Consider the following 23,474-nt stretch of genomic DNA (forward strand, 5'->3'; position numbering starts at 1 on the left):
ATGCCGCGATGGCGTGGCAAGACTAAAATACCCCCGCGGGAGTGGCATTGGGGTGAGGATGGAGCGTGGAGAGTCCCAAATTTTTTGAACGACCTTAAGGAGATCGCATCCAACACGCCTGTCAGCTTGCTCAACCAATCATCCCTATGAAAATGCGTCCTTATTCCTTCTATCGTTCCGCCCTTCAACTTTCCGCGGCTTTTCTTCTCAGCCAATGCGCGGGCACCAGGACTGAGACGGTACGCACGGCATCTCCGACTCCGACGGGAGAAGTGACGGTAAAGGCTTATGGTGACACCACGGTGGCCACGCGCCGCCTCATCCACCACCCGCTGACGAACAAGGACATCGGCAAGGTGTATGAGGAAATCACCATCGTGTCTCCGCGCGGCACCTCGGTGGAGGATCGCGTCATCGTTCGTGCGCTGCCGAAGCTGGAGACGAATGTCGTCACGAAGTGATGCGGCAGTGCTGCCTGCCGCCGCCGCCAGGAGTTTGGCCGGTGGCAGGCTGTGTGCTTGACGTGTGTGGTGATATGCAGCGAGACTTCGCGCCACACACGCCATGCCCTACCTCCTCGATGCGCTCGTCATTTTCGGATACTTTGCCCTGATCATTGGCATCGGCCTTTCTCAGCGCAGCAAGAGCGGCAGTGTGGAGGGCTTCACGCTGGGAGACCGGCAGATCGCGTGGTGGGCGGTGCTGGCATCTATCCTGGCGGCGGAGATCAGCGCGGGGACGTTTTTTGGGGCACCGGGTGAAGGGTATGCGCTTCGCAACTTTACATACATTCAGCTGATCGTGGGATACCTGCTGGCGCGGGTGGTGGTGAGCGCGGTATTTATTCCTGCGTATTACCGGCACAATGTGGTGAGCATTTATGAGTTCCTGGGACAGCGCTTTGGGCCGCGGACACGGAGGCTGACCTCGGTGGTGTTTCTGGTGACCCGTACGCTGGCGAGCGGGACGCGACTGTGGGTGCCGAGCATGCTGCTGGTGCTGGTTTGGCATCTGCAATATCCAAACGAGACGCTGGCACCGATGAAGGAGTTCCTGCTGACGGGCGGGGCGCTGGTGTTTGTGACGCTGGCGACCGCGCTTTACACTTCAATAGGGGGCATTCGTGCGGTGATCTGGACGGATGTGATCCAGATCATCGTGCTGATTTGTGCGCTGAGTTTTTCGCTGATCTATTTGCTGGGGCACATTCCCGGCGGGTGGGCGGGGGCGGAGAAGCTGCTGACCGGGGATAAGGATCTGCTGGTGTGGGACTGGGGATTTAAAGAGGGCGCGGGCGTGTGGGGGAACATCAAGGGAATCCTGGAACAGGAGTACACGGTGTGGGCGGCGTTTTTGGGATCGACCTTTGTGACGCTGGCGACGCATGGGACGGACCAGGACATGGTGCAGCGAATGCTGACGGCGAAGAACAAGAAGCAGAGCGCGATGGCGACGATTCTCTCCGGACTGGCGGATGTGCCGATCACGCTGGTGGTGCTGGCAATCGGCATTCTTTTGTGGGTTTACTACCAGCAAAATCCGGATGTGACGCTGCCGCACAGCGAGGACGGGAAGGTCTTTGCAAACAAGGTGTTTCCGCATTTCATCCTGACGGTAATGCCGGGGGGAATTCGCGGGCTTGTGCTGGCGGGAGTGCTGGCGACGGCGATGGGATCTCTCAGCACGGCGCTGAATGCGCTGGCGACAAGTTATGTGAGGGACTTTCACTTCCGCTGGTTTGGCGAGCCTGCGACGGATGAGGGGAAGGTGCGAGTGCTTCGGTTCGGCACGGTGCTGTTTGCGGCGCTCTTAATCGCGGTGGCGCTGGGGACGGCGTGGGTGACGGTGCACAACCCGACGCTGCGGATCCTGCCGATCATCCTGGGCATTTTTGGCTACACGTATGGCTCGCTGCTGGGGGTGTTTATGGTTGGGCTGTTTACTCGCGGGCGGGGCAATGATTTTGGAAATGCGCTAGCGATGCTGGCGGGGTTTGTGGTGGTGGCTTATCTGAGCGGGCTGGACATCGATGTGCTGAGGCTGTTTGACGCGAAGAGCACGTGGAAGCATGCGGACTGGGTGCCGGTAATCGAGTTCCCGTGGCGGATTATGTTTGGCACTGTCGTGACCTTCAGTGTGGCCATCCTCTTCCGCACTCCAGTTCAGACCCAGCAGGACATGAAGGCATAAAAAAGCGCGGACCGTTTCCAGTCCGCGCCTTTGTTGATTCTTTGACGATCTTGACGGCAGAGCCGCCTTGACCGCTTCCCACTCTTACGAGTAGCTGGCCTGCTGGCCTTTGATGTCGCGCTTCTTGATCCAGGGCATGAGGCCGCGGAGGCGGGCGCCGGTCTTTTCGATCGGGTGCTTCTCGCCGTCCTTGAGGAGCTTGTTGAACTTCTTGTAGCCGGTCTTCGTCTCGCGGATCCATTCCTTGGCAAACTTGCCGGTCTGGATGTCCTTGAGCGCTTCCTTCATGCGCTTCTTGACGGACTTGTCGATGATCTTTGGACCGACCTTCACGTCGCCCCACTTGGCGGTTTCGGAGATGGAGAAACGCATGCCGGCGATGCCGGACTCGTTCATCAGGTCCACGATAAGCTTCAATTCGTGCAAGCACTCGAAGTAGGCCATCTCAGGGGAGTAGCCAGCCTCGACGAGAACTTCGAAGCCTGCCTGGACGAGGGCGCTGGCGCCGCCGCAAAGCACGGTCTGCTCGCCGAAGAGGTCGGTTTCGGTTTCTTCCTTGAAGGTGGTCTCGATGACGCCGCCGCGGGTGCCGCCGATGCCGTGTGCCCAGGCGAGGGCGATCTTCTTGGCCTGCTTGTCAGCGTTCTGATAGATGGCGATCAGGGCGGGGACGCCTTTGCCTTCGGTGTACTGACGGCGCACGATGTGGCCCGGGCCCTTCGGAGCGACCATGATCACGTTCACGTCGGTCGGGACGATGATCGTCTTGAAATGGATGGCGAAGCCGTGGCTGAAGAGGAGGGTCTTGCCCTTCGTCAGGTTCGGCTTGATGTCCTTGTCGAAAACATCGGCGATCTTGGTGTCTGGCACGGCGACGAAGATGACGTCGGCCTTCTTCACAGCTTCCGCGGTGTCATAGACCTTGAGGCCCTTTTCTTCGGCGACGGCGCGGCTCTTGCTGCCGGGGTAGAGGCCGATGATCACATTGACGCCGCTCTCTTTGAGGTTGAGGGCGTGGGCATGGCCTTGGGAGCCGAAGCCGATCACTGCGCAGGTCTTGCCTTTGAGCGGTGCAAGGCTGGCGTCTTTTTCTGTATAGATTTTCGCGGGCATAGTAGTTCTGGTTAGAGGGGCGGCGATAGTGCTTCAAGGGGGGGGCGGGGTCAACCGGGTTTTTCCCGGGGTGCCAAGGCTGTCGTTGACCGGCTGGAAAGCCGTGGGTAGTTTCCGGGCTCCAATTATGAAACCCACCATTGCCCTGCTTTGCGCCGTGCTCGCGGCCACCTCCCTCACTCAAGCCCAGGAAGTCAAACCCGCACAAGCTGTGGCCGCCCCCGCCGCTGCAGGACCCGTACCTATGGACAAAGTCAGCTATTTTATCGGCCTTAACATCGGCGAAAACTTCAAGAAGCAGAATGTCGCCATCGACGTGGTTGCCTTGAGCGAAGCCATCAAATCGGTCATGGCCGGCGAAAAGCCGAAGTACACCCCGGCTGAACTGGAAGCCGCCATGCAGGCCTTCGAAGCGAGCATGCAGGCCAAGGCGGCGGAGCGCGTCAAGGAAGCCAAGGCCGCCGGAGAAAAATTCCTGGCCGATAACGGCAAGCGCAAGGGCGTGACCACCACCGCCAGCGGCCTGCAGTATGAAGTGCTCAAGGCAGGTGACGGACCGAAGCCTGTGGCGACGGACAAGGTGAACGTGCACTACCACGGCACCCTGCTGGACGGCAAAGTCTTCGACAGCTCCGTGGAGCGCGGCATGCCGATCACCTTCGGTGTGCAGGAGGTCATCAAAGGCTGGACGGAAGCGCTGCAGCTCATGCCCGTGGGTTCCAAGTGGAAGATCTTCATTCCTTCCCAGCTCGCCTACGGCGAGAACGGCGCAGGCGGAGACATCGGCCCGAACGAGACGCTGGTCTTTGAAGTCGAGCTGCTCGGCATCGTGAAGTAAGTTTCCCCACGCCATCTTTAACCATTCAAAAAGGCAGGTCTGCGGACCTGCCTTTTTTGTGGAATGGAGGCTACTTCGGGCCGGCGTGGATGATCATCAGCTTCTGCCAGATTTTGCGGGAGAGGCCCGTGGTGAGACCTTCGATTTCGTCCACCGTGCTAAGTACGACGGCGTCATCAGAACGCTGCAGGTACAGCGCGGCGAGCTTGCCCACCAGGGAGAGCATTTCGCTGCAGTAGTCGAGGTAGCGGATGAGCTGATCGGGGGAGAGTTCGTCGGAGGGCGAGGATGGCGTGGTGACCAGTGTCCCCGTGGCGCGCTGCGGGTCTTTGGTGAGCTGATGCATGTCGATGACATGGGCCAGGGAGCGCAGCTCGTGCAGGGCTTTGAGAATGCGCCGGCGCTTGATGCGGCTTTCGAGGCTCACGAGAAAGAAAATGCCCGCACCGATGAAGATGACGTCATTGATGCCGGACTCCATGGCCTGGATGAACTCCAGCCAGGTCACGGAGCCGGGCTGAAATTGAATGCGCAGCTGCGAGATGCTCATCAGGACCCCGGCGGCGAACAGCCCCAGCAGGAGCAGAATCGATAGGTGGATCGAAATGGAACGCCTTGCCGACTCGACAACACGCTGGCGTGCATCACGCGCGATGTGGCAGAGGTGCGCCGAAACCTGCCGGAGTCCGGCTTCCGGAAAGCGTTCTTCAATGCGCCGCGAAAGCTGCTCGACCGTGGCGACGATAAGTTCGGGATTGAGCTGGGAGTAATTGCTGGCGCTGTTGTTGTTCTTCTTTGACATGCTCAAGGTGGACTGTGCCGGATACGCAAATGGGCGAGGTAGATGTTGGCGGGATTTTTGCCAACGCCTTTGGGCTGAGGGTATTCGTGGGAGGAGTAATAGGCGAGGAGGACTTCGTCGTTGGACACGCCATCGGCAAAGCTTTGATAGGCGCCGTCTCCTGCGCTGGGGATGATCCACGGCTTTTCGACGCCGCTGGCGGTGACGGTCCAGACTTTGCACACGCTGGGAAAGCCGGTGGTGCTCTTTTCTGGCAGTGCGCGTGCGGCCAGGAGGATGCCGCCGCCTTTGGTCTGGTGCAGTGCGGGCCCGCCAAAGTTCCAGGCGTCGGTGGCAAAGGCCTTCCATGGGCCCAGCGGTGCTTTGCCAAAGACGACGACACCGGGGTTGCTGTTGCGAATGGCGCTCACCAGAGTGCCGTCGGGCGTCCATGCCACATCGGACTCATGGCCCCAGCCCGACCCGCCTGCCTGGCTGATGGCGCTGGTCGGGCCTTCGCCATAGGTGTGCATGCCGGTGAATTTGATGCCGTCTTCGGAGCGGTAGAGGATCAGGCCGAAGGAGCCGCGGCTGTCTTTGCCGTGAATACCACAACGTGCCAGGCTGTAGAAGGCGCCGTCGGGCCCCCGCCGGATTCGGAAGAGCCAGCGGCGCTGCGAGGTGAACGTGAGCCGGCTGTCGGCCTTCGGCTGGACAAATTCGGTTTCGAGCTCGCGAGGTTCCGTCCACGTGAGGCCGTCGGCAGACTGGGAGAAGAAGTCTTCCTTGGAGTGGAAGACCACTTGTACTTTGCCCTTGTTGTCAAACACCAGCGGATCCCGGCAGTCATGCTCGCGGGTGAACTCCGCGACCTTTTCCCAGGCCTTGAGGTCTTTGAAGGACGCTCGAATGACGACGATTTTCGCAGTGGGGGAGTCATGGGCCTCGGCGCTGCGAAAGGTCACGTAATAGAAATCGCCCACACGTGCGATGCCCGGGAAACCGTTGTGGTGTCCGTCTGCCCAGATCGGCTGCACCCACACGTTCTGAACCTGCGCTTTGGGAAACGGGGCAATGTCCTGGGCGTGCAGAGATGCCGCAAGGAGGAAGGGCAGGAAAAACGTTTTCATGCGGGGAGAACGTTGGCAGAGAGCCTGGTTTGTCTGCGGGAATGGAATAGGCACGGCGGATTCAATACAGCCACGGCACCAGTTCTCGAAAAGAAACCCATTCGCACCTTCGTGCACAGCCGCTCCATCGCCAAGGCTGGATCGCTCCTTCAGGCGGAGGGGGGGACCATCCTGGTCCCCCCTTCTGAACTCGAGTGCACATCCTCCGCCCGCCCCCCGCATTCAGCAAACCCTCCGGAAGCTTCGAACAGGCCTGATAAACTGACTGCATCGTCTTGGAGACCACGGGTCTTCCGTCATTCAGCCCAAGGGTGCCGAGATTCAGCGAGTGCTCCCCTGGGTTCTGGCTGGCAATCCGGGAAGCGAACCCGCCGTCTGCTTCTCTCGCCCTTCTGCATTCTCTCTTCCGAGTTTGCCAGGCTTCTCCTGAAATGCCACCATTCGGCCCGCATGATCTCCCTTCGTCCCATCCTCCTCCTCCTCATCTGCGCCCTCACCAGCCTCGCCCATGCACAGCAGAAGGAATGGCCCGAAGTTGAAAAATTCGCCACCTCCATCTCCAGCATCCTCTGGGACCTCCGCGGCACCAATTCCCTCAAGCACCTCCGTTACGACGGTAAAAACATCTTCCCGGTCACCTCCACCGGCCAGAATCAATCCCCCTTCAAAGACCACGCCTTCGTCGATGTCGGCGTCTTCCAGCTCGTCTTCAGCGACACCCGCGCCGCATGGTACTTCGTCAGCGATGACCTCCGGCTCATCACCCCCGTCAACATCAGTGACATGGTCGAGTTTAAAGCCGAGTCCGGCACCGCCATCACGCCCGTCAAAAACTTCCCCCAGGACATTCAGAACATCGTCTGGGTCGGCAAAAATCAGCAGGCGGAACTCAAGCTCCGCTGGAACGGCAAAGAACTCGAAATCGGCGCCAAAACAGACAAATGGATCGTGCAGAAGATCGATGCCATCGTCGCCAATCGGCGCGTCCTCGAAGCCTCCGGCGCAGACGGCAGCCTCTTCTGGCTCGCCGTCTCCGCGGACGGCTCTGAAGCCACCTGGCTCAAGATCGAAGACGTCTTCGGCGGTCACCTCCACGCCTCTCCCGGCAAAGCCTCTCAGACCTCCGCCGCCACCGGCCTCACCCCTCAGCTCAACGACCTCGCCAACCACGCCGAAGACCTCCTCAACTCCGGCGAAAAACTCCGCGCCGCCACCCTCCTCCGCGAACTCGAACGCAAAAGCGCCGCCAACAAAGACACCCTCAAAAAACTCCGCACCCGCTTCGCATCCCTCGAGTAAGTAGCCCAGTTGCGCCGCAACTGGGCCTCAAGGCCCCCCCACCCCATCAGCCTTGCGAGTTGGTCACGCTTACTCAAAGCGCGCCAACAAAGCACCCATCCCGCTCCACCGAGATGAGCCCAACGCCCTCGCCCATAACTCCGGGAAATCTTGCTACCCCTAATTTTTCTACCTTTAAAAATCTGCAGAAACCACTCCCAGCTCACTTTCCCTCATAAAACGGAAACAGCTCCTTAATCTCCTTCGCACTCGGCTTCCTCCCATACTCACACACCTCAAACGTCTCCGCATACTTCACCGCCTTTCCCTTCTCCTCTCCATACAGCTTCACCAGCAGCTCCCGATACTTCTCCGCCTCGCTGCTCTGCCGCGCACCCCAGCGCCTCTTCAGCCACGCGCGCCGCGCCACCTCATCACTCGCCGGCGGCACATCCTTCTCCACATACTCCGCCGAGCCGCTCGCCCCGCCCTCATAAGCCTGGGAGGTGAGCTCATGCAGTCCCTCCAGCTTCTGCTCAAATGAATCGTCCACGCTCACCGCAATGTCCGGCGTGAACGGATACGGCTTCTGAAATCCGTCGCTCGAATACAGAAACACCGGGTTCTTTTTCAGCGGCGCCACATCCGGGCAGATGAACGGCACCGTCACCATGAACGCCGCATCCTGGATCAGCACGCCCACATAGCGATGATCCGGATGATAATCCCACGGCCGGTGCGCAATCACGATGTCCGCCTTCCACTCACGAATCACCCGCGTAATCAATTTCCGGTTCTCCAGCGTCGGCAGCAGCTCCCCGTCATGAATGTCCAGCACCTGGGATGTCACGCCCAGCTTCGCCGCGCACGCCTTCGCCTCCGCCGCCCTGCGCAGCGCCAGCGGCCCTCCCGCTTCCTTCCAATGGCCGATGTCCCCGTTCGTCACAGACACCAGCTTCACATGGTGCCCCATCCTCGCCCACTTCACCGCCGTCCCCGCCGTCTTATACTCCGCATCATCCGGATGCGCCCCAAACACCACAATCCTCAGCTTCCCATCCCCAGCCTCCTCCGCATGCAGCGTGAAAGTGGCGAGACAAACAAACAGAAGAGTCAGTGAGCGAATCATGGCAGCAGCATTACGCCGCCACGACACCAAGTCGTTCAAAGCTCACTTCAGATGACACCCTGCAACAGCCACGACAAGAGACCAAAATGCAGCCATACCCGCATCGTGAGGTCAAGGAATGAAAGCAGTGCCAGCGACGATAAGACAGCAATGCACCCTTTTCCCCAAACCGGGGCGCGCATAAAAATGAAAATGGCGAGTGTCAGATGGAGCACCGCAAACGGCAGAATGCCGAAAAATAGCGACCGGTAGTTAGGTGATGATACCTGCGGCAAAAACAGCGTCACAAACCAGCTGAGGCTCAGCAAGCCAAACCCCAGCCAAGTAAGCAGCTCCCTCAGCATCCTCAGCCTTCCTCACCCTTCGGCTCCGGCAGCATGAAGCCCACGACAAACGCAATCACCGCCATCGCCGTGGCGATGTAACCCGCAGCCATCGCCACATGCATCGGCCGCACCGCCAGCGCGCCACCCGCCAGCATTGGCGCCAGCCAGCTCGTGTTCAGCGTCGCCATGCAGGTGCCGATCATGCGCCCGCCCACATTCGTTGCAAAGCTGCCGCCCGTGCCGCGCAGGTGCATCGGAAACACCTTCGGCAGGTATTCGCCGAAGTAGCTGAACTGCGCCACCGTGACGAGTCCGCAGATCGCATAGCCCCACAAGAAGGCCTGCCCGCCGTCCTTAAACAGCATGAAATAAGTCACCGGCAGAATAACGAGTGCCGGAATCTGAAACACCTTCAGCAGCTTCACACGGCTCATGCCCACGATCAGCAGCACCGCCAGCAGCACGCGTCCTACCAGGCCGCCCATCTCCTGATGGAACTGTACCTTGTCCGCCATTTCCTTCACCTTGGCGTTCACCGGCTTCTGCTTGTCAAAGTTGGCCTTCATCTCAGCCTTGAGCGCGCCCTTGGCGGCATCGTCCAGGCCTGGGGCCTTCAGCTTGGCGCTGATCTCCATGTCCGTCTTTTTCAGGGCCGCAAGCTGGCCGGCCTCGGCCTTCAGTTCAGGCAGTCCCGGCGTCACACGCGCCACCGTCACCTGCAGCGCTCCAAAGGCGATGCCATACGCACATGCCGAAAGAATCGTCGTCACCAGCGTCACACGGCGAAGCTCGGGCGAAAACAAGGCGCCAAAGCTCGGGCGCTTGAGGGTGCCTGCGACTTTTTTGTCCTTCCAAACTTTGGACTCAGGAACAAATGGCAGCATCAGCGCGATCGGAATCGCCGGCAAAATGCCCGACATCAAAGTGTAGCGCCATGCGCCAATGCCCGTGCTGCCGGCAGGCAGCCCCCAATGCGGCAGCGTGTCCAAATTCTTGCTGATCCACACGCTCACCATCGTCACCAGCAGTCCGCCCAGCGAGGCGCAGGCCTGCGTGATCCCCAGCCACTTCTCTTTCTGGTGCTTGTCCGTAAACACCTCCGCGAGCCAGGTAATCGCCGCCACAAACTCCACGCACACCCCGATGAACGTCGTGCAGCGGAAGAAAATAAACATCGGCAGCGAAGTCGCGAACGCCGCGCAGAACGGCGAGAACGAATACACAAAAATACTCGCCGCCATGATCGTCTTGCGGCCAAACTTATCCACCAGCCACCCGCCCAACAGACCAAACACACCACCGCACAGCGCCGCGATCCACAGCAGCTTGCCCACCCACTCCGTCACGGATGGATCACTCGGCAGCACTTTTAGCAGCTCCGCGATCGCCGGCGCCGCCACCAGCGGCGTCATCAGCAGTTCATACGTGTCGAACAAAAAGCCGATGCTGGCGATGATGATGATGAGCCAGTGAGTGAGAGTGAATTTGGGAGCGGGATTGGACATGGCGGGCGATGCTGTCAGGTAGATGGGGCGAAGTCAACGCGCACCGTGGCCAGAATTCATCATCCAGTGTGCTCCCCAAACAACATCCGACAAGTGTCGGATTTATCTCGACAAATCCGACACTTGTCGGCATTCTTTTGCCAAATATGGTACACAACTCACTCCCACCGCTCTCCGCCGCCGAGCAGGCGCTCATGGACATTCTCTGGAAAAAGCACCCCTCCGGAGTCCGTGAAATCCTCGAGGCCGTGAACAGCGGCCGTGCCGACCCCGTCACCCGCAACACCCTCCAGACCCAGCTCACCCGCCTCGAGGCCAAAGGCTGGATCCGGCGCGATGACTCCAGCCGCACCCACTCCTACGAACCCGCCGTGCACGAGCGCCCCGGCCGCACCAGCGTCCTCGCGGACCTCAAGCGCCGCTTCTTCGGCGGCAGCAATGTCGCCCTCGTCCGCTGTTTGGTGGAAAGCGGTGACATTACAGAGCAGGAACTGGCAGAACTGCGCCAGTACGTCCGCACCACCACCGCCAAAAAAGGAGGCAAGCCATGAACTCGGACACCATTTCCTGCCTCAATTTCATCGTCCACAGCCTCGTCATCGGCGCCTTCGCCTGGCTTCTCGTCCGCTTCGTCATCCGCGATGCCCTCCGCCGCTGCATTCTGGCGAATCTGGCCGTCCTCATGTGCCTCTACACGCCCTTTGACATCTCATTCCGCGATTTGCTGCCAAAACAAGCCCCCGTCCCCGTCTGGACACCCATTCAGGAAACCTTCAAAGCCGACTGGCGCATTACCGTCACCCCCGCTGCCCCTCCCACCGCCGTCGTCACCCCTCAGGCGCCCGCCCGGACTCTGAACGATCTTATAAGACTGCTGCGCCATCTTTCCTGGCTCATTACAGGAATCTTGTGGCTACGTCTGGCATCCCAAAGCATCCGCGTGCAGCGTTGGGCATGGCGTTTGCGCCGCCCTTCGCTAGATGAGTTGGAAAAACTGCCCGATGATTTGGATCTCGCACGCATCCGCGTCTTCGACCACGCCGGCAGCCCCTGCGTTGCCGGCTGGTTCTTCCCCGTCATCGCCGTTCCAGCCACGGCCTTTGAAAGACTCACTCCTCACCAATGGCGTTGGCTCCTGCGTCATGAGGGCGAGCATTTGCGCCTCCATGACACCTTTGTCGTCTGTTTGCAGAATATCGTGCGCTCCTTCCTCTGGTGGAATCCCTTTGCCCATGCCCTCACCGAAGAGTACGCCCGTGCCCGCGAGGAAGCCTGCGATGCCGCTGCTGTCGGTGAAGAGCGTGACCACGCCGCTTACGCCGACTTCCTCCTCACCTGGGCCGCCCACTCCGCACCGCAGTCAGCCTGTGTCATGCCCATCGCCCATTCACGCCCCGCGCGCCGCCTCAAGGCACGTCTGGTGGCATTGATGGAAGCACGCGGCGTGCGGAAGAAACTGGGCGCCCTCTTCGTCCTCGCATGCCTCGCCTTTCTGAGCATCGCGCCACTCATTGCAGCTTCTTTCGGCATCGCCACCGCATCGGCACAGGAAGCAGCAAAGCCCCAGGAAGACGAGGGTGCGATGTACACACGTCTGTACAAGGTGTCTCCCGATTTCTTGAATGGGGACCCGATTCCATCAGATCCCTTTGCAGCAGGAAAAGAGGCAACAACTACCATCACCAAAAAATCCGCCCGGCAAATTCTGGAGCTGCAAGGCATTCCCTTTCCGGCAGGGGCCAGCGCCATCTTTAATCCCGTGACCTCACAATTGATCGTACGCCATCACAAAGGAGCGCTCAATCAGATCGAAGCCATCATCGACCGCCTCAGCAAGCGGCCGCCGCTGGTTTACTTTCAGTGCAAGCTGATCATGGCAGAAAGTTACTTCGGGGCGCATGAAGCCATCTTACGGTCTGATGAAGCCACGGATCTTTGGCGGCAGCTGTCGCAGAAGAAGGGCATGGATCTGGCAAGCATGCCGTCAGTCACGATGCAGCTGGGGCAGGAAGCCATCGCCGAAGTCGTGCGCGAAGTCTTTCCCGAGAAGCTGCCAGAAAAAGGCACGACCAGTGTGTTCAAATTTATCGGGCCTAGCATCAAGCTCCACGCCAGTGCGATGCCGAACGGCAAGGCGCAGGTCACGGCAAAAATAGATCTGGGTGTCGATCCTCAGGCAACGCACTCCTGGCTGCCCCAGAAGGGCGACAAGCCGGATTGGAACCGCGTCCAGATCCATACGGTGGCGGGCCAGGCGGAACTGGCGAGCGGTGAGACGCTCGTTCTGCATCTCCAGACCTCGAAAAAACCCGTCACTGTACTCATCACCGCCGAAGCGCTGAATCCGCAGGGGCAGAAAGCCGTCAGCTTTGAATCAACCGCCACCGTTCGACCCTCCACCACTGGCATCGATGTTCCGGACAAAGTTGTCAGCGAGTGGTCGGTGCGCGTTTACAAGGTTCCCTCCAGCTTCCCGCTGGACAAGCCGCCGGTTGCAGTGCTCGAGGCGGCGGGCATCCCATTCTCCAAGCCTGCGGACGCTGCGCTCAAGGATGGAAAACTCACCGTGCGCCAGACCAGACCCAATTTGGACCTCATTGAAGCGTGGCTTGATTCGCTCCACCAAGCCACGGTGAAGAAGCGCGTTGTCGTCACGGTACAGGCAGCAGAGGCAAAGGGTGACTTTTTAAAGCTGATGGAAAAATGGCTGCCCACGCCGCCCGGCTATCAAAAGCCAGTCGCTATCAGGGACCCCTTGCAGTTGTCGAACATCGATCCAGCGCCATCGGAAGCCATTTTGCGGCAATTCACCACGGCAGGTATTTTCACCAAGGCCCAGTTTGAGGTGGTGACCAAACGGGCCGTTAAGGCTGAGACATTGAAGCCTAAAAGTGCCCCGGCGGACAAGGAGCAGCGGTATGAGCTTCCTGCGTTGTTAGGGGGCGGGGAAGTCAGTGTGGAATCACACATCGGCGCGGATGGGAATACCATTGAGTTTATCGTCGCCAATGACCCAGGCACGCCCAAGCGCATTTCCACCGGGGTGGCCATTTGGGGCGGCCAGACATTCGTGCTGGCTTCCCAACCCTCCCCGGGGGTGTCACGATTTCTATTCGTCACCGGGTCCATTGAGGAAGAGGAAGGGAAAAAGTGAAATCAGCTTTTGCTGCTCATCTCCATCTCCTTCATCATGCTGCACCATGTTGCACGATCTCACCTCCGCTCCCGCCACTGATCCGCTCAATATTTACCGTTATCGCGACTGCCTTTATGCGGTCGATCTGATCACTGCGGCGCTCAGTCTGGATTTCTTCACCTGGCTTTCCGCAAATCCTTCCACCCTGGAAGGCATTTGTGCGCACTTCGGTTTCACCGAGCGCCCTGTGGATACCATGATGACCCTGTTTGCATCTAACGGCTGGGTGCAAAACATCGGCGGCGTGTACTCCCTCACGGAGACTGCCAGGGAACATCTGGTCGCTGGTTCGGTATGGGATGTGCGCCCTTATTATGCCTCCCTTCATGAGCGCCCCATTGCGCGGGATTTCATCGAGGTGCTCAAAAGCGACAAGCCTGCAGGCTGGAGTGGTGACAAGGCGGCCTTTGACTGGCACAAGGCCATGGAGCAGGAGGACTTCGCGCGGAAATTCACCGCCGCCATGGACTGCCGAGGTCTGTATCTCTCACAGGCCCTGGCCAAGAAGCTCGATCTCACCGGTCGTAGCCGTTTGCTGGACATTGGCGCAGGTTCGGGCATCTACGCCTGTGCCATCACCGCGCAGCACACACACATGAAGGCGATCGCGTTCGATCAGTCTCCGGTGGATCGCATTGCAGGGAAGCTGATTGCGGAACGTGGCTGCGCGGAGCGCGTTAGCGTAGCCACAGGTAACATGTTTGACGGACTTCCCGAAGGCTGTGACGTGCATCTCTTTTCCAATGTGTTGCATGACTGGGGTTTGCCAGAAGTGAAGAAGCTGCTGGCCGCTTCACACGCGGCGCTGCCCATCGGCGGCATGCTCATTATTCATGATGCCATCATCAAGGCAGACAAGACCGGTCCGTTGCATGTCGCGGAATATTCCTGCCTCTTGATGCATTCCACGCAGGGGAAATGCTACAGCACCGGTGAGTACGCAGAGATGCTAGACAAGGCTGGATTCGTTCCAGGTGCTTATCATGACACCGCCGTGGCGCGCGGATTCATGACAGCAATTCGACGTTAAAAATTAAATTGTGCAAAGAAACTGATTTGTCGTATCGTCTCAGTGTTCGCCAATTATGAAATTCTTCACACTGCTCTCCATCCTTGCTCTCACCGCTTCTGTTCGTGCTGAGACCACACTCACCATGACCGGTGTGCACAACTGCTGCGGCAGTTGCGCCAAGGGCATCATCAAGGCCGGCAGCATTGGCGAAGGTGTGACCATCGACGTTCCCGAAAAGAGCACGACGGTGACCATCACCTCCAAGAAGAAGGGCGATGCAATGAAAGCCGCTGAGGCGATCATTGCTGGAGGCTACTTCGGCAAGATCGAAGGCGCAGAATCCGACTCCAAAAAATCCACCAGCAAGCCTGCGACGGCGGCAAAGCCTGAAGCCAAGATGGCCAAGGCCACCGTTTCCGGCGTGCACCTCTGCTGCAAGAAGTGCGAAGTCGCCGCAGCCAATGCTGTGAAGACTGTTCCGGGCATCACCAAGAGCGACATCGTCGCCAAAGCCACATCATTCACTGTCGAGGGCGAGTTCACCAAGTCTGAACTGGAAACCGCCCTCAATGCCGCCGGCTTCGCCGGTGACATCAAATAACTACCGCAACCAACAACGAGCGGGGCCGGGGCTTGCGAAAGCGACCCCGGCTTTCTTTTTGCCGTTACGCGAGTGTCCCGCTTGCTTCAAACTCGAGCAAACGGGACGGTTGTTCTACACCATCGCCAGTGCCTGCTCCACACTCGCTCCGTCATGCACCATGGACATCAGCGCGCGGGTGATGCCGGTGGGATTCGGATGCTGGATGACATTCCGGCCATAGACGATGCCTGAGGCTCCCTGCTCCAGCAGGCCCTGTGTGCGCTCCAAAATCTCGCGGTCACTCACACGCCCGCCTCCTCGCACCAGCACCGGGATGCCTGAGGCGGCTTCGATGACTTTGTGGTAGCTGCTCACATCGGTCGTCGGATCCGCCTTGATGATGTCCGCCCCCAGTTCCACCGCCTGACGCACCAGATTGGTGATGGTGGGTTCGTCTCCATTGACCATGTAGCCGCCGGCGATCTCGTTCGGCTGAAACACCAGCGGCTCCACCATCATCGGCATGCCGTAGTAGTCCGCCTGGGGCTTGAGCTTGAGGATGTTTTCAATGCACTCCGCGTGCACTTCCGGCGCTCCGGGGATTTGAAAAAGGTTCACGCAGACGCACGCCGCGTCATGGCGCACTGCCTGGAGCATGCAGTCCTCGATCATGAGGCTGAAGCGGCGATTTTCCGGCAGCGTCTTGCCATAGATGTTCGCCACATCCGTGCGAAGGACTAGACTGGGCTTCTCGCGTCCGGGGATTTCCTGCAGATGCCGCGCCATGCCAAGCGTGAGCTGAATGGCGTCCGGCCCGGCCTCGACGAGCTTCTTCACCACCTTGCGCATGTCTTCAATGCCCTGGATAAATCCCGCTTGATTGAAGAACCCATGGTCGACAGCGACATCGAAGCAGCGGCCGGACTTGGCATTGAAGAGGCGTTTGAGGCGGAAGGATTTCATGGTGGAAAGGATTGTAGAAGCGTGGCGAGACGGGTTTAACTTTCACAAAGCCTGGCGTAAAACCGCAATCAACTCCTCATGCGTCAGTGCCACCGGATTCGCCTTCATGCTGCTCGCTGCCGCAGCTTTCCGTGCGATTTCATCGAGATCGGAGTTCACGATGCCCCAGTGGCCAAGTTTGGGGATGCGCAGGCGTTCGGTAAGGGCGTGGAGGCAGCTCACCGCATCGCCTCCCAGCATTCCATCGACTTGAGCAAATTTGCTGCGGTCTTGCACGCGTCGGGCGTTCGCTTCCCAAACGGGGGCCAGAAGGGCGGCGCACACGGCGCCATGCGGCGCGTGAAACATGCCGCCGATGGGGGCGGCGAAGCCGTGGACGGCACCGAGTCCGGCATTGGCGAGGGCGATGCCGCTGTTCAGGGCGCAGAGAGCCATGTCTTCACGCGCATCGAGATCGTGGCCGTTTTGAAAGGCGCGCTCGAGGGAGCGCACGGCACGCTGGATGCCATCGAGGCAGAGTGCGTCCGTCATCGGCTGCGCGCGGGAGCAGACGAAGGCTTCCAGGCATTGCGTGAGAGCATCCATGCCGCTGGCGGCGGTGACGGATGAGGGGACATCGGCGGCGAGTTCGGGATCGATCAACGCAACTCGCGGCAGCATGGAGATATGCCGCAGGCTGGCCTTCACGCGGTGCTGGGTGCTGGCGATGACGGCGTTGCGCGTGGCTTCGGTGCCGGTGCCTGCAGTGGTGGGTACGGCGATGTAGGGCAGGGAAGCGGCGTCCAATGGTTTGCCTTCGCCGATGACTTCGATGTAGCGCATCAGGTCACCGGGCTGAGTGCTCATGGCGGCGATGGCTTTGCCGGCATCCACCACGCTGCCGCCGCCGATGGCGACGATGACATCGGCGCTGCGCTGCCTGGCGAGGGCGACGCCAGATTCAATGTCTTCAACGGTGGGCTCGCCGCAGATGGAGTGGATGCCGACATTTGGCAGGCGCTCTGCGTATTGCTGTGGGCGGCTGCCGGTGATGAGGAGGGGACGCTGGCCGAAGCTGCGGCAGAGGTCCGGAAGCTCGCGGAAGGTGCCGCGGCCGAAGATGATGCGCTGGGCGGTGGCGAATTCGAAGCGGTTCATGGGCGCAGCGAGTTTGAGATCAGGCGGCGGCGGGGAGTTCTGTTTCTTCGACCGGAACCTTTGCTGCAGGGGAAAGCTGAACAGCGTATGCGTCGGGGGCGCGGCTCAGCGTCATGACGCATTCGAGGTGCTTTGTTTGCGGGAAGAGATCGAAGGGCTGCACGGTGCCGAGCTTGAACCCGGCCTCGGTGAAGAGCACTAGGTCGCGCATCTGTGTGGCGGGATTGCAGGAGATGTAAACGACGCCCTTGGGATTGAAGGCAAAGAGCTGGTGCAGAAATTCGGGGCTGCAACCAGCACGCGGTGGATCGATGATGACGACCGTGTCGGCTCCGGCATGCGGAACGTCTTTGAAAACGTGCTGGGCATCCGCGGCGATGAAGCGGCAGTTCGTCAAGGAATTGATTCCGGCGTTGTGAGCGGCCTTTTTGACGGCGGTTTCGGAAATCTCCACGCCGATGACCTGCTCGAAGTCGCGCGCGGCGCTGATGGCGAAGAGGCCGCTGCCGCAGTAGGCATCCACAAGATATTTCGCGCCGGTGGCTTTGGCTTCGTCGATCGCGTGGCGGACGAACTTGGGCAGGATGAAGGGATTGTTCTGGAAGAAGTCTCCCGCCTGGAACTCGAAGCGGACTCCGTCCACATCTTCGACGGCGATTTCATCGGGCCGTGTGAGGACGCCATTGTTTGCTGCACGCATGAGCAGGGTGGCGCCGTTTTTGAACTCGGCGGAGTTCGCACGGGCACGCTCACGCACGGTGGCGAGCTGGGCATTGAGCGCGGGCATGGCGATGGGACACTGCTCGACATCGACCATGGCATTGCGGGTGCGGGCACGGAGGAAACCGATGGCGCCAATGCCGCCCTCCTTGGGGCGATGAAAATGCGGGGTGATCTTGGAGCGGTAGCCGTACTGAACGGGCGAGGGAATGACCGGAGCCACGGGATGCTCGATTTTGGCCATGTGCTTGAGCAGATCGGCCACCTGGCGCTGCTTGGAGGTCAGCTGTTCCTCATACGACAGATGCTGGTACTGGCAGCCGCCGCACTGGCCGAACAACGGGCACTGAGGCGTGACGCGGTTCGGCGCCGGCTCGATGACTTCGACGAAATCGGCCTCGCTGTAGTTTTTGTGATTGCGGAAGACGCGGCACCTCACCCGCTCTCCAGCGAGCGTGAAGGGAACGAAGACGACCCAACCGTCCACACGGGCGACTCCCGCTCCTTCGTTGGTGAGGCTTTCGATACGTACGTCCAGCTCCTGATGATAGGCGAAGGGATGAGGATTGAATTTGCGCGGCGGTTGTTGCATGCGTCGCGTCACTTTGCTGGGGGATTCATTTTCATGTAGGTGCGGCCAATGATCTTGCCGGTCGCGGGATCGAGAGTTTCGACGCGCAGCTCTTTCAAAGCCTGCACGCCATTGATCTTCTGCGCGCTGATGACTTCGTAGCGTTTGATGACCTTGCTGTTTTGATCATAAGCCAGCATCTTGAGAGCGGTGCCGCTGGCCTGATGGACGTAGATGTCCACGGCATGGTAGGGGCTGGCTTTGCCGGGATTCATCACGCGCACCAGCCAGCACTTGAGGTTGCTGACACGGGTCTCCTGCATCAGCTCCGGGCGCGGCCAGTAGAGAAAGCCAAGGGAGAGGTCTTCATAATTAAAGTCCATGCCGCGCACCTGGCTGCCGAGCTGGCTGGACGGGACCTGCCGGGTGACGCCTTTGCGAGTCTGGGAAAGCGTGGCGGGAGTTGTATTGAAGTTCAGGCGGATGCCCTCGACGGGCGGTTTGGTGAAAAGGAAATTCATGACCTGATTTCCCATGGTAAGCTCCATCGGCTCGGTGCGGCCCGTGTCGCCATCGCGCAGTTCGCCCTGCAGCTTTTGATTCTGCTGGGCGTAGTTTTGGCGCACTGCCTGCAGGATTTCTTCCGCAGACCTGGGTTTTGAATCTGCGGCACGCAGGGTGGGCGTGAGCAGAAGAGTGACAAAGAGAATGAACTTCATGGCGGGCAGGGACAGGCCTGGAATGACGCGAGGGGGGACGCGTCCTTACCACCCTTTTCCTGGCAATGCTACTGCTTCACCGGGTCGTCCAGCGTCATGTAGGTGCGGCCCACGACGGAATCGTTGGCGGGATTGATGGTTTCGATCCGCATTTCCTTGAGGGTGGTGGCTCCCTCCACTTTTTGAACTTTGGTCACCTGATAGCGCTTCACGATCTTGCTGTTTCGATCCCAGGCCGCCATTTTGGCGGCGCCGCCGCTGCCCTGATGCACCCAGAGGTCAACCGCGTGGTAGGGGCCTTCCTTGCTCGGATTCGTCACACGGACGCGCCAGCACTTCTGGCCGCTCACGCGGTCATCTCCCATGAGCTGAGGACGAGGCCAGTAGAGGAAACCAAGGGAGAGGTCCTCATAGTTGAACTGCATGCCGCGGACCTTGTCTCCATGCTGGGAGTCCGGCACCACGGAGGAGCCGCCCTGGCGCACCTGATAAAGGGTGGCCGGGGAGGTGTTCATGTCCAAGTGCACGATTTCGGGGGGCTGGTTTTTAAACAGAAAGCGCATGACGCGGTTCTGCATGGTCAGCGTCATGGGCTCCACGCGGCCGGTGGCATCATCGCGCAGCTGGCCGTTCATCTTGTAGTTTTGCAGCGCGTAGCTGTTTTGCACGATGCGGACGATTTCCTCGGCGGTTTTAGGCTGGGGATCTTCGCCGCGCAGGGCGGAGGCGAGCAGCAGCGGGAGCAGGAAGAGACGTTTCATAAGAGGGAAGGATTGGAGACGACACTTTGACATGCGGGCGGCGTCCACTATTCAATGCGCGCAACCACCATGCAGCGCCAGCGCTTTCTCCATGCCGCCCTGGGCCTGCTCACGCTCTGGCGCTGGGCTCTGCTGCCGACGCTGGATCTCGCGCCGCAGGAGGCGGAGGCGGTCTTTGCCATCAAGCATGGCGGGTGGGGTGGTTTTTTTGGGCTGGGGCCGCTGCTGCAGTTTTTTGCGAGGCTGGGAATCATGATCTGCGGAGCGAACGAAATAGGGGTGCGCTTCTTTGCGCCGCTGCTGGCGCTGGCGGCATCTCTGGCGGTGTGGCGGCTGGCACGTGATCTCTTTGATGAGACGATCGCGAGCTGGACGGTGGTCATCGTGAATGTGCTTCCTGCATTCAACCTCGCCGCCGTGACGCTGACGCCGGCCACGGTGGTCTGCGCGCTCGTCCCTGCCGCGGCGCTTTGCCTGCGCCATGCGCTGCAGGAGACGAATCCGCTGCACCGTGCCTGGGGGGCTTCGGCGGCCTGCGTAGCGCTCGCACAGCCCCCCGCCTTCGCCTTCATGGCGGCGGTGGTTTTGTTCTTCGCCCTGCCGGGGCGGTTGCGGCATCATCTGCATGGGGTGGGTTTCAAGATAATCGCAGGGGCGTGGGCGGTGGTCGTACTAAGCTGGCTGATCTGGCAGCGCTGCGCTGGCTTTCCGGCGCTGGCGGGGTGGCGCTGGCTCCCGGAGTGGCGGCTGCTGCCGAATGTGCTGCGCTGGCTGGTGCTGGCCTCTCCGCTGATGCTGGTGCTCTTGGTACTGAGTGTACTGGCGGGATTCACCTCCAGCATGCTGATCTCCCACCGCCGGCTGCCCATGGCCATGCTGCTGCCGCTGGCGGCGCTGGACTTTTTTTACGGCCCCCATGAAGGGTGGCCGGACGCGGGGGCCGCGGTGTGGATGCTGTTTGCAGCCATGCTGCTGGCCCACCGTGCGGCGGTCACCCAAACGGCTGAAATCGAGCACAAAATCAGTCTGCGCACCATCGCCATCGTGCTGGCGGCGGTGCAAAGCGCCTTTCTGGTGCAGACGGATCTGCCGCGCACCCTGGGGCTGAGGTGGCCTTTCGCGACCCATGGCAGCGCCGCGCAGCTGCCAGGTGCGGACCCCTCCGGAATGATGCGCGGCTGGCGTGAGAGCGCCAAGGCCGTCTCCGGGGTGCTGGAGGAAGCAGGAGGTGGAAAATGGTTTGTGCTGGCGGCGGACAGGCAGCTCGCCGTGGAGCTGGATCACTACATGGGCCGGGACGAGGCGGTGCAAACTCCGGCGAATGATCTCCGTGGCTTTGCGGGGCGCAGCGCGCTGTACGTCACGGATGAAGGCGACATGCCTGAGGCGCTCAAAAAGCGCTTTCAGAGCACGGAAGTGCTCTCCGTGGCGAGGGTCATGCATGCAGGGAATGAGGTCCGGTGGCTGAAAATCTTCGCTTGCCACGATTATCGTCCGCCCGACCTTTAATGCTCTTTTCTGCCAAACCATGCCATCGTCCCCCGCCATTTCCGTCGTCGTGCCTCTTTATAATGAGGAGGACAATGTCGTGGAGATGCAGCAGCAGATCGACAAGGTGCTGAACGGGCGGGATTACGAACTGGTACTGGTGGATGACGGCTCAAAAGACCAGACCCTGGCACGCGTGCAGCGTGGCGCGCGGGTGCGGGTGATCGTTTTTGAAAAGAACAGCGGCCAGAGCGCTGCCATGCACGCGGGAATCAACGCCGCGCTGGGAGACGTCATCGTGACGCTGGACGGCGATCTGCAAAATGACCCCGCCGACATCCCGGCGATGATCGCGAAGCTGGACGAGGGCGGCGGCTATGACCTGGTGTGCGGCTACCGCGCCAAGCGCAAGGACACGACTTTTAAGCGCCTGCAGAGCCGCATCGCCAATTTTGTGCGCTCCCGTTTTGTGGGCGACCATGTGCGTGACACGGGCTGCACGCTCAAGGTGATGCGCCGCGACTGCCGTGAAGCGCTGCTGCTTTTCAACGGCATGCACCGCTTCATTCCAGCGCTGATCCGCAACATGGGCTGGAGCGTGACCGAAATGCCGGTGAACCACAGGCCGCGCATCCATGGCGTGAGCAAGTATGGCTTTGGCAACCGGGCGCTGCGGGCCACGATGGACATGTTCGGAGTGCGGTGGCTGAACAGCCGGCGCACACGATACGTGATCCGAGAGGAGAGGGTGGGGTGATGCGTTTCTGTTGTTGACGAGGCAACCGCTTCGCAGCCATGCTGTGACACAGCACCAAGGATGAACCTACGCGAACAACTGCGACTACTGCTGCCCGAAATCTTACCGCATGATCCTGCGGATTCGATCAAGGGCACCGAGCTCATCCGTCTGGTGCGCCTGCGCCTGGGAGATGGGTACAGCGATGCCACGCTGCGGTATCATTTTTCCATTCTGAGCTACGATCCGACCTCGCCCATCGCCAAGGTGGACCAGGGGCAGGGATATTATCAGCGGCAGAAGAAAACACTGAGCGCCGGCAGCAATGGCGTGACACGGCAGGGCCTCTTTGACAGCGAGCTGGGAGAGAGCGACCAATGCTGGTCGCGCTACCTGCGGGTGGTGGCCATCTATGAGCGGCTGTGCCTGCAGCGCTCGCGTTTTCCTTTTTTGCTCAACCGCAACAGCAGCGGCGCCCCAAGCATGGAGGGAGAATGGGACATCCCGGATCTCGTGGTGGCGGACTGGGATCTGGACGCGGGCAGCGATGACGCGCCGCGATTTGATGCGGCGATGCTGGACCTGCGCCGGCACCTCGGAGGGCCGGAAGTGGGCCTGGCGGGTGTGCAACTGAAGCTGAGCGTGGCGCTGGACACCTTCAGTTCTGACTTTTTCCAGGCGCTGAGCGCCACGCGCTGGACGCTGCAAAGCGAGATCGTGATCGCGGAAGGATTAAACGATGAAGCGCTGGTGGATGCGCTGCGCAGCCTGGGCCATCAGTTTGGCGTGGGCATCAGCTGCCTGGGCATTCCGCTCAGCGTGCTCGATGAGCTGCCTTCCGCCAAGGAACTGCGCGCCATGACGGCGGCGGAGTTTGAGGCGGTGCACAATCTGCTGCGCATCCAGAAGATCACACTGCCCACACCGCGCCACAGCATTGACTGGCCCGCGCTGAATGCGCTGCGGAAGAAGCATGAGTCCGTGACCGATCTGGTGCGGTGGCTGTCCGAGTGCCTGGCAGATGATCTCCTGAAAGTTCTTCGAGAAACGCGAGCGCTGCTGGCACTGCCAGACAATAACTTCGTCTGGTCATCCTGGGACAATTCCGAGGAGGCATTGAACGAATTTGATCAAATCATTTCAGACATCGAATCGGATGGATTCTGGGCTCATTCAAGGAAGCTCTCTCTTCTATTTGCTCCGACAGGCTCTATTCAAGAAGTCAGCATCAGCAGTGGCTGGGGAAAGCTGTTTCTGGATGTGGCCGTGAGATTTGACGCTGCGGTTAGATAGGCATG

The 23,474-nt window shown here is 60.2% G+C and carries 22 protein-coding genes; 11 read left to right on the top strand and 11 right to left on the bottom strand.

Translation table 11 applies throughout. The features are described from left to right. Positions 1-146 precede the first annotated feature (146 nt). Both ACILSR_RS08330 and ACILSR_RS08335 read left to right on the top strand, forming a co-directional pair. Entirely contained in the window at positions 147-461 is a 315-nt protein-coding gene (locus tag ACILSR_RS08330; protein WP_395749286.1) for a hypothetical protein, read from the top strand. Positions 462-564: 103 nt separating this feature from the next. Continuing rightward, positions 565-2,190, top strand: a complete 1,626-nt coding sequence (locus ACILSR_RS08335) for a sodium:solute symporter (protein WP_395749287.1) — start codon at positions 565-567, stop codon at positions 2,188-2,190. Between the two features lie 84 nt (positions 2,191-2,274). On the opposite strand, the gene ilvC is transcribed toward ACILSR_RS08335, so the two are convergent. Beyond that, positions 2,275-3,303, bottom strand: a complete 1,029-nt coding sequence (gene ilvC / locus ACILSR_RS08340; RefSeq protein WP_395749288.1) for a ketol-acid reductoisomerase — start codon at positions 3,301-3,303, stop codon at positions 2,275-2,277. Between the two features lie 127 nt (positions 3,304-3,430). On the opposite strand from ilvC, the gene ACILSR_RS08345 reads away from it, so the two are divergent. Beyond that, positions 3,431-4,141: an FKBP-type peptidyl-prolyl cis-trans isomerase gene (locus tag ACILSR_RS08345; protein WP_395749289.1), complete on the top strand. Its 711-nt coding sequence runs from the start codon at positions 3,431-3,433 to the stop codon at positions 4,139-4,141. Positions 4,142-4,211: 70 nt separating this feature from the next. Here the strand turns inward: ACILSR_RS08345 and ACILSR_RS08350 are convergent, their stop codons facing one another. Together ACILSR_RS08350 and ACILSR_RS08355 are read right to left on the bottom strand one after the other, a co-directional pair. After that, on the bottom strand, positions 4,212-4,943 hold the full coding sequence (locus tag ACILSR_RS08350; RefSeq protein WP_395749290.1) for a hypothetical protein: 732 nt from the start codon (positions 4,941-4,943) through the stop codon (positions 4,212-4,214). Positions 4,944-4,945: 2 nt separating this feature from the next. After that, a complete protein-coding gene (locus tag ACILSR_RS08355; RefSeq protein ID WP_395749291.1) occupies positions 4,946-6,052 on the bottom strand; it encodes a sialidase family protein in 1,107 nt (368 codons plus the stop codon). Positions 6,053-6,502: 450 nt separating this feature from the next. Here ACILSR_RS08355 and ACILSR_RS08360 point away from each other — a divergent pair, with 450 nt between their 5' ends. Then, complete coding sequence (locus ACILSR_RS08360; protein WP_395749292.1) at positions 6,503-7,351, top strand: hypothetical protein; 849 nt, start codon at positions 6,503-6,505, stop codon at positions 7,349-7,351. 202 nt (positions 7,352-7,553) lie between these two features. Here ACILSR_RS08360 and ACILSR_RS08365 read toward each other — a convergent pair whose 3' ends face one another. The 3 genes from ACILSR_RS08365 to ACILSR_RS08375 are packed head-to-tail and all read right to left on the bottom strand — an operon-like array spanning position 7,554 to position 10,290. After that, a complete protein-coding gene (locus ACILSR_RS08365; protein ID WP_395749293.1) occupies positions 7,554-8,459 on the bottom strand; it encodes a PIG-L deacetylase family protein in 906 nt (301 codons plus the stop codon). A gap of 47 nt (positions 8,460-8,506) precedes the next feature. Then, a complete protein-coding gene (locus ACILSR_RS08370; protein WP_395749294.1) occupies positions 8,507-8,803 on the bottom strand; it encodes a hypothetical protein in 297 nt (98 codons plus the stop codon). Positions 8,804-8,805: 2 nt separating this feature from the next. Beyond that, positions 8,806-10,290 (bottom strand): MFS transporter, encoded by a 1,485-nt coding sequence (locus tag ACILSR_RS08375; protein WP_395749295.1) that lies wholly within the window; start codon positions 10,288-10,290, stop codon positions 8,806-8,808. Positions 10,291-10,436: 146 nt separating this feature from the next. On the opposite strand from ACILSR_RS08375, the gene ACILSR_RS08380 reads away from it, so the two are divergent. Genes ACILSR_RS08380 through ACILSR_RS08395 form a run of 4 tightly spaced genes read left to right on the top strand, consistent with a single transcriptional unit; the run spans position 10,437 to position 15,099 of the window. Continuing rightward, entirely contained in the window at positions 10,437-10,841 is a 405-nt protein-coding gene (locus ACILSR_RS08380) for a BlaI/MecI/CopY family transcriptional regulator (protein ID WP_395749296.1), read from the top strand. Further along, positions 10,838-13,444, top strand: coding sequence for a M56 family metallopeptidase (locus ACILSR_RS08385; RefSeq protein ID WP_395749297.1), 2,607 nt, complete (start codon positions 10,838-10,840; stop codon positions 13,442-13,444). Before ACILSR_RS08380 ends, ACILSR_RS08385 begins: the two co-directional genes overlap by 4 nt. A gap of 46 nt (positions 13,445-13,490) precedes the next feature. Next, entirely contained in the window at positions 13,491-14,516 is a 1,026-nt protein-coding gene (locus ACILSR_RS08390; RefSeq protein ID WP_395749298.1) for a methyltransferase, read from the top strand. A gap of 55 nt (positions 14,517-14,571) precedes the next feature. Beyond that, positions 14,572-15,099 (top strand): hypothetical protein, encoded by a 528-nt coding sequence (locus ACILSR_RS08395; protein ID WP_395749299.1) that lies wholly within the window; start codon positions 14,572-14,574, stop codon positions 15,097-15,099. A 114-nt stretch (positions 15,100-15,213) separates the two neighbouring features. On the opposite strand, the gene ACILSR_RS08400 is transcribed toward ACILSR_RS08395, so the two are convergent. From ACILSR_RS08400 to ACILSR_RS08420, 5 genes are all read right to left on the bottom strand, one after another. Continuing rightward, positions 15,214-16,044 carry a class I fructose-bisphosphate aldolase gene (locus ACILSR_RS08400; RefSeq protein WP_395749300.1) on the bottom strand — a complete coding sequence of 277 codons (831 nt, stop codon included), beginning with the start codon at positions 16,042-16,044 and terminating at the stop codon, positions 15,214-15,216. 42 nt (positions 16,045-16,086) lie between these two features. Continuing rightward, positions 16,087-17,181: an iron-containing alcohol dehydrogenase gene (locus ACILSR_RS08405; RefSeq protein WP_395749301.1), complete on the bottom strand. Its 1,095-nt coding sequence runs from the start codon at positions 17,179-17,181 to the stop codon at positions 16,087-16,089. Positions 17,182-17,200: 19 nt separating this feature from the next. Beyond that, positions 17,201-18,493: a class I SAM-dependent RNA methyltransferase gene (locus tag ACILSR_RS08410; RefSeq protein ID WP_395749302.1), complete on the bottom strand. Its 1,293-nt coding sequence runs from the start codon at positions 18,491-18,493 to the stop codon at positions 17,201-17,203. A gap of 8 nt (positions 18,494-18,501) precedes the next feature. Continuing rightward, a complete protein-coding gene (locus ACILSR_RS08415) occupies positions 18,502-19,191 on the bottom strand; it encodes an outer membrane lipoprotein-sorting protein (RefSeq protein ID WP_395749303.1) in 690 nt (229 codons plus the stop codon). 68 nt (positions 19,192-19,259) lie between these two features. Beyond that, positions 19,260-19,952 (bottom strand): outer membrane lipoprotein-sorting protein, encoded by a 693-nt coding sequence (locus tag ACILSR_RS08420; protein ID WP_395749304.1) that lies wholly within the window; start codon positions 19,950-19,952, stop codon positions 19,260-19,262. A gap of 54 nt (positions 19,953-20,006) precedes the next feature. Between ACILSR_RS08420 and ACILSR_RS08425 the strand changes: the two genes are divergently transcribed. From ACILSR_RS08425 to ACILSR_RS08435, 3 genes are read left to right on the top strand one after another with little or no spacing between them, the layout of a single operon-like run. Beyond that, complete coding sequence (locus tag ACILSR_RS08425) at positions 20,007-21,461, top strand: ArnT family glycosyltransferase (RefSeq protein ID WP_395749305.1); 1,455 nt, start codon at positions 20,007-20,009, stop codon at positions 21,459-21,461. 19 nt (positions 21,462-21,480) lie between these two features. After that, positions 21,481-22,197: a glycosyltransferase family 2 protein gene (locus ACILSR_RS08430; protein ID WP_395749306.1), complete on the top strand. Its 717-nt coding sequence runs from the start codon at positions 21,481-21,483 to the stop codon at positions 22,195-22,197. Positions 22,198-22,257: 60 nt separating this feature from the next. Continuing rightward, positions 22,258-23,469: a hypothetical protein gene (locus ACILSR_RS08435; protein WP_395749307.1), complete on the top strand. Its 1,212-nt coding sequence runs from the start codon at positions 22,258-22,260 to the stop codon at positions 23,467-23,469. Positions 23,470-23,474 lie beyond the last annotated feature (5 nt).

The sequence above is a fragment of the Prosthecobacter sp. genome (genome assembly GCF_044222565.1).
Lineage (GTDB): Bacteria > Verrucomicrobiota > Verrucomicrobiia > Verrucomicrobiales > Verrucomicrobiaceae > Prosthecobacter.

What these genes read in the sequence shown, in the direction of transcription:
- ACILSR_RS08345 (WP_395749289.1), top strand. Translation starts at nt 3,431, where the DNA reads ATGAAACCCACCATTGCCCTGCTTTGCGCCGTGCTCGCGGCCACCTCC.
- ACILSR_RS08390 (WP_395749298.1), top strand. Translation starts at nt 13,491, where the DNA reads ATGTTGCACGATCTCACCTCCGCTCCCGCCACTGATCCGCTCAATATT.
- ACILSR_RS08420 (WP_395749304.1), bottom strand. Translation starts at nt 19,952, where the DNA reads ATGAAACGTCTCTTCCTGCTCCCGCTGCTGCTCGCCTCCGCCCTGCGC.
- ACILSR_RS08395 (WP_395749299.1), top strand. Translation starts at nt 14,572, where the DNA reads ATGAAATTCTTCACACTGCTCTCCATCCTTGCTCTCACCGCTTCTGTT.
- ACILSR_RS08370 (WP_395749294.1), bottom strand. Translation starts at nt 8,803, where the DNA reads ATGCTGAGGGAGCTGCTTACTTGGCTGGGGTTTGGCTTGCTGAGCCTC.
- ACILSR_RS08435 (WP_395749307.1), top strand. Translation starts at nt 22,258, where the DNA reads ATGAACCTACGCGAACAACTGCGACTACTGCTGCCCGAAATCTTACCG.
- ACILSR_RS08335 (WP_395749287.1), top strand. Translation starts at nt 565, where the DNA reads ATGCCCTACCTCCTCGATGCGCTCGTCATTTTCGGATACTTTGCCCTG.
- ACILSR_RS08415 (WP_395749303.1), bottom strand. Translation starts at nt 19,191, where the DNA reads ATGAAGTTCATTCTCTTTGTCACTCTTCTGCTCACGCCCACCCTGCGT.
- ACILSR_RS08400 (WP_395749300.1), bottom strand. Translation starts at nt 16,044, where the DNA reads ATGAAATCCTTCCGCCTCAAACGCCTCTTCAATGCCAAGTCCGGCCGC.
- ACILSR_RS08430 (WP_395749306.1), top strand. Translation starts at nt 21,481, where the DNA reads ATGCCATCGTCCCCCGCCATTTCCGTCGTCGTGCCTCTTTATAATGAG.
- ACILSR_RS08385 (WP_395749297.1), top strand. Translation starts at nt 10,838, where the DNA reads ATGAACTCGGACACCATTTCCTGCCTCAATTTCATCGTCCACAGCCTC.
- ACILSR_RS08330 (WP_395749286.1), top strand. Translation starts at nt 147, where the DNA reads ATGAAAATGCGTCCTTATTCCTTCTATCGTTCCGCCCTTCAACTTTCC.
- ACILSR_RS08365 (WP_395749293.1), bottom strand. Translation starts at nt 8,459, where the DNA reads ATGATTCGCTCACTGACTCTTCTGTTTGTTTGTCTCGCCACTTTCACG.
- ACILSR_RS08360 (WP_395749292.1), top strand. Translation starts at nt 6,503, where the DNA reads ATGATCTCCCTTCGTCCCATCCTCCTCCTCCTCATCTGCGCCCTCACC.
- ACILSR_RS08425 (WP_395749305.1), top strand. Translation starts at nt 20,007, where the DNA reads ATGCGCGCAACCACCATGCAGCGCCAGCGCTTTCTCCATGCCGCCCTG.
- ACILSR_RS08355 (WP_395749291.1), bottom strand. Translation starts at nt 6,052, where the DNA reads ATGAAAACGTTTTTCCTGCCCTTCCTCCTTGCGGCATCTCTGCACGCC.
- ACILSR_RS08380 (WP_395749296.1), top strand. Translation starts at nt 10,437, where the DNA reads ATGGTACACAACTCACTCCCACCGCTCTCCGCCGCCGAGCAGGCGCTC.
- ilvC (WP_395749288.1), bottom strand. Translation starts at nt 3,303, where the DNA reads ATGCCCGCGAAAATCTATACAGAAAAAGACGCCAGCCTTGCACCGCTC.
- ACILSR_RS08410 (WP_395749302.1), bottom strand. Translation starts at nt 18,493, where the DNA reads ATGCAACAACCGCCGCGCAAATTCAATCCTCATCCCTTCGCCTATCAT.
- ACILSR_RS08375 (WP_395749295.1), bottom strand. Translation starts at nt 10,290, where the DNA reads ATGTCCAATCCCGCTCCCAAATTCACTCTCACTCACTGGCTCATCATC.
- ACILSR_RS08350 (WP_395749290.1), bottom strand. Translation starts at nt 4,943, where the DNA reads ATGTCAAAGAAGAACAACAACAGCGCCAGCAATTACTCCCAGCTCAAT.
- ACILSR_RS08405 (WP_395749301.1), bottom strand. Translation starts at nt 17,181, where the DNA reads ATGAACCGCTTCGAATTCGCCACCGCCCAGCGCATCATCTTCGGCCGC.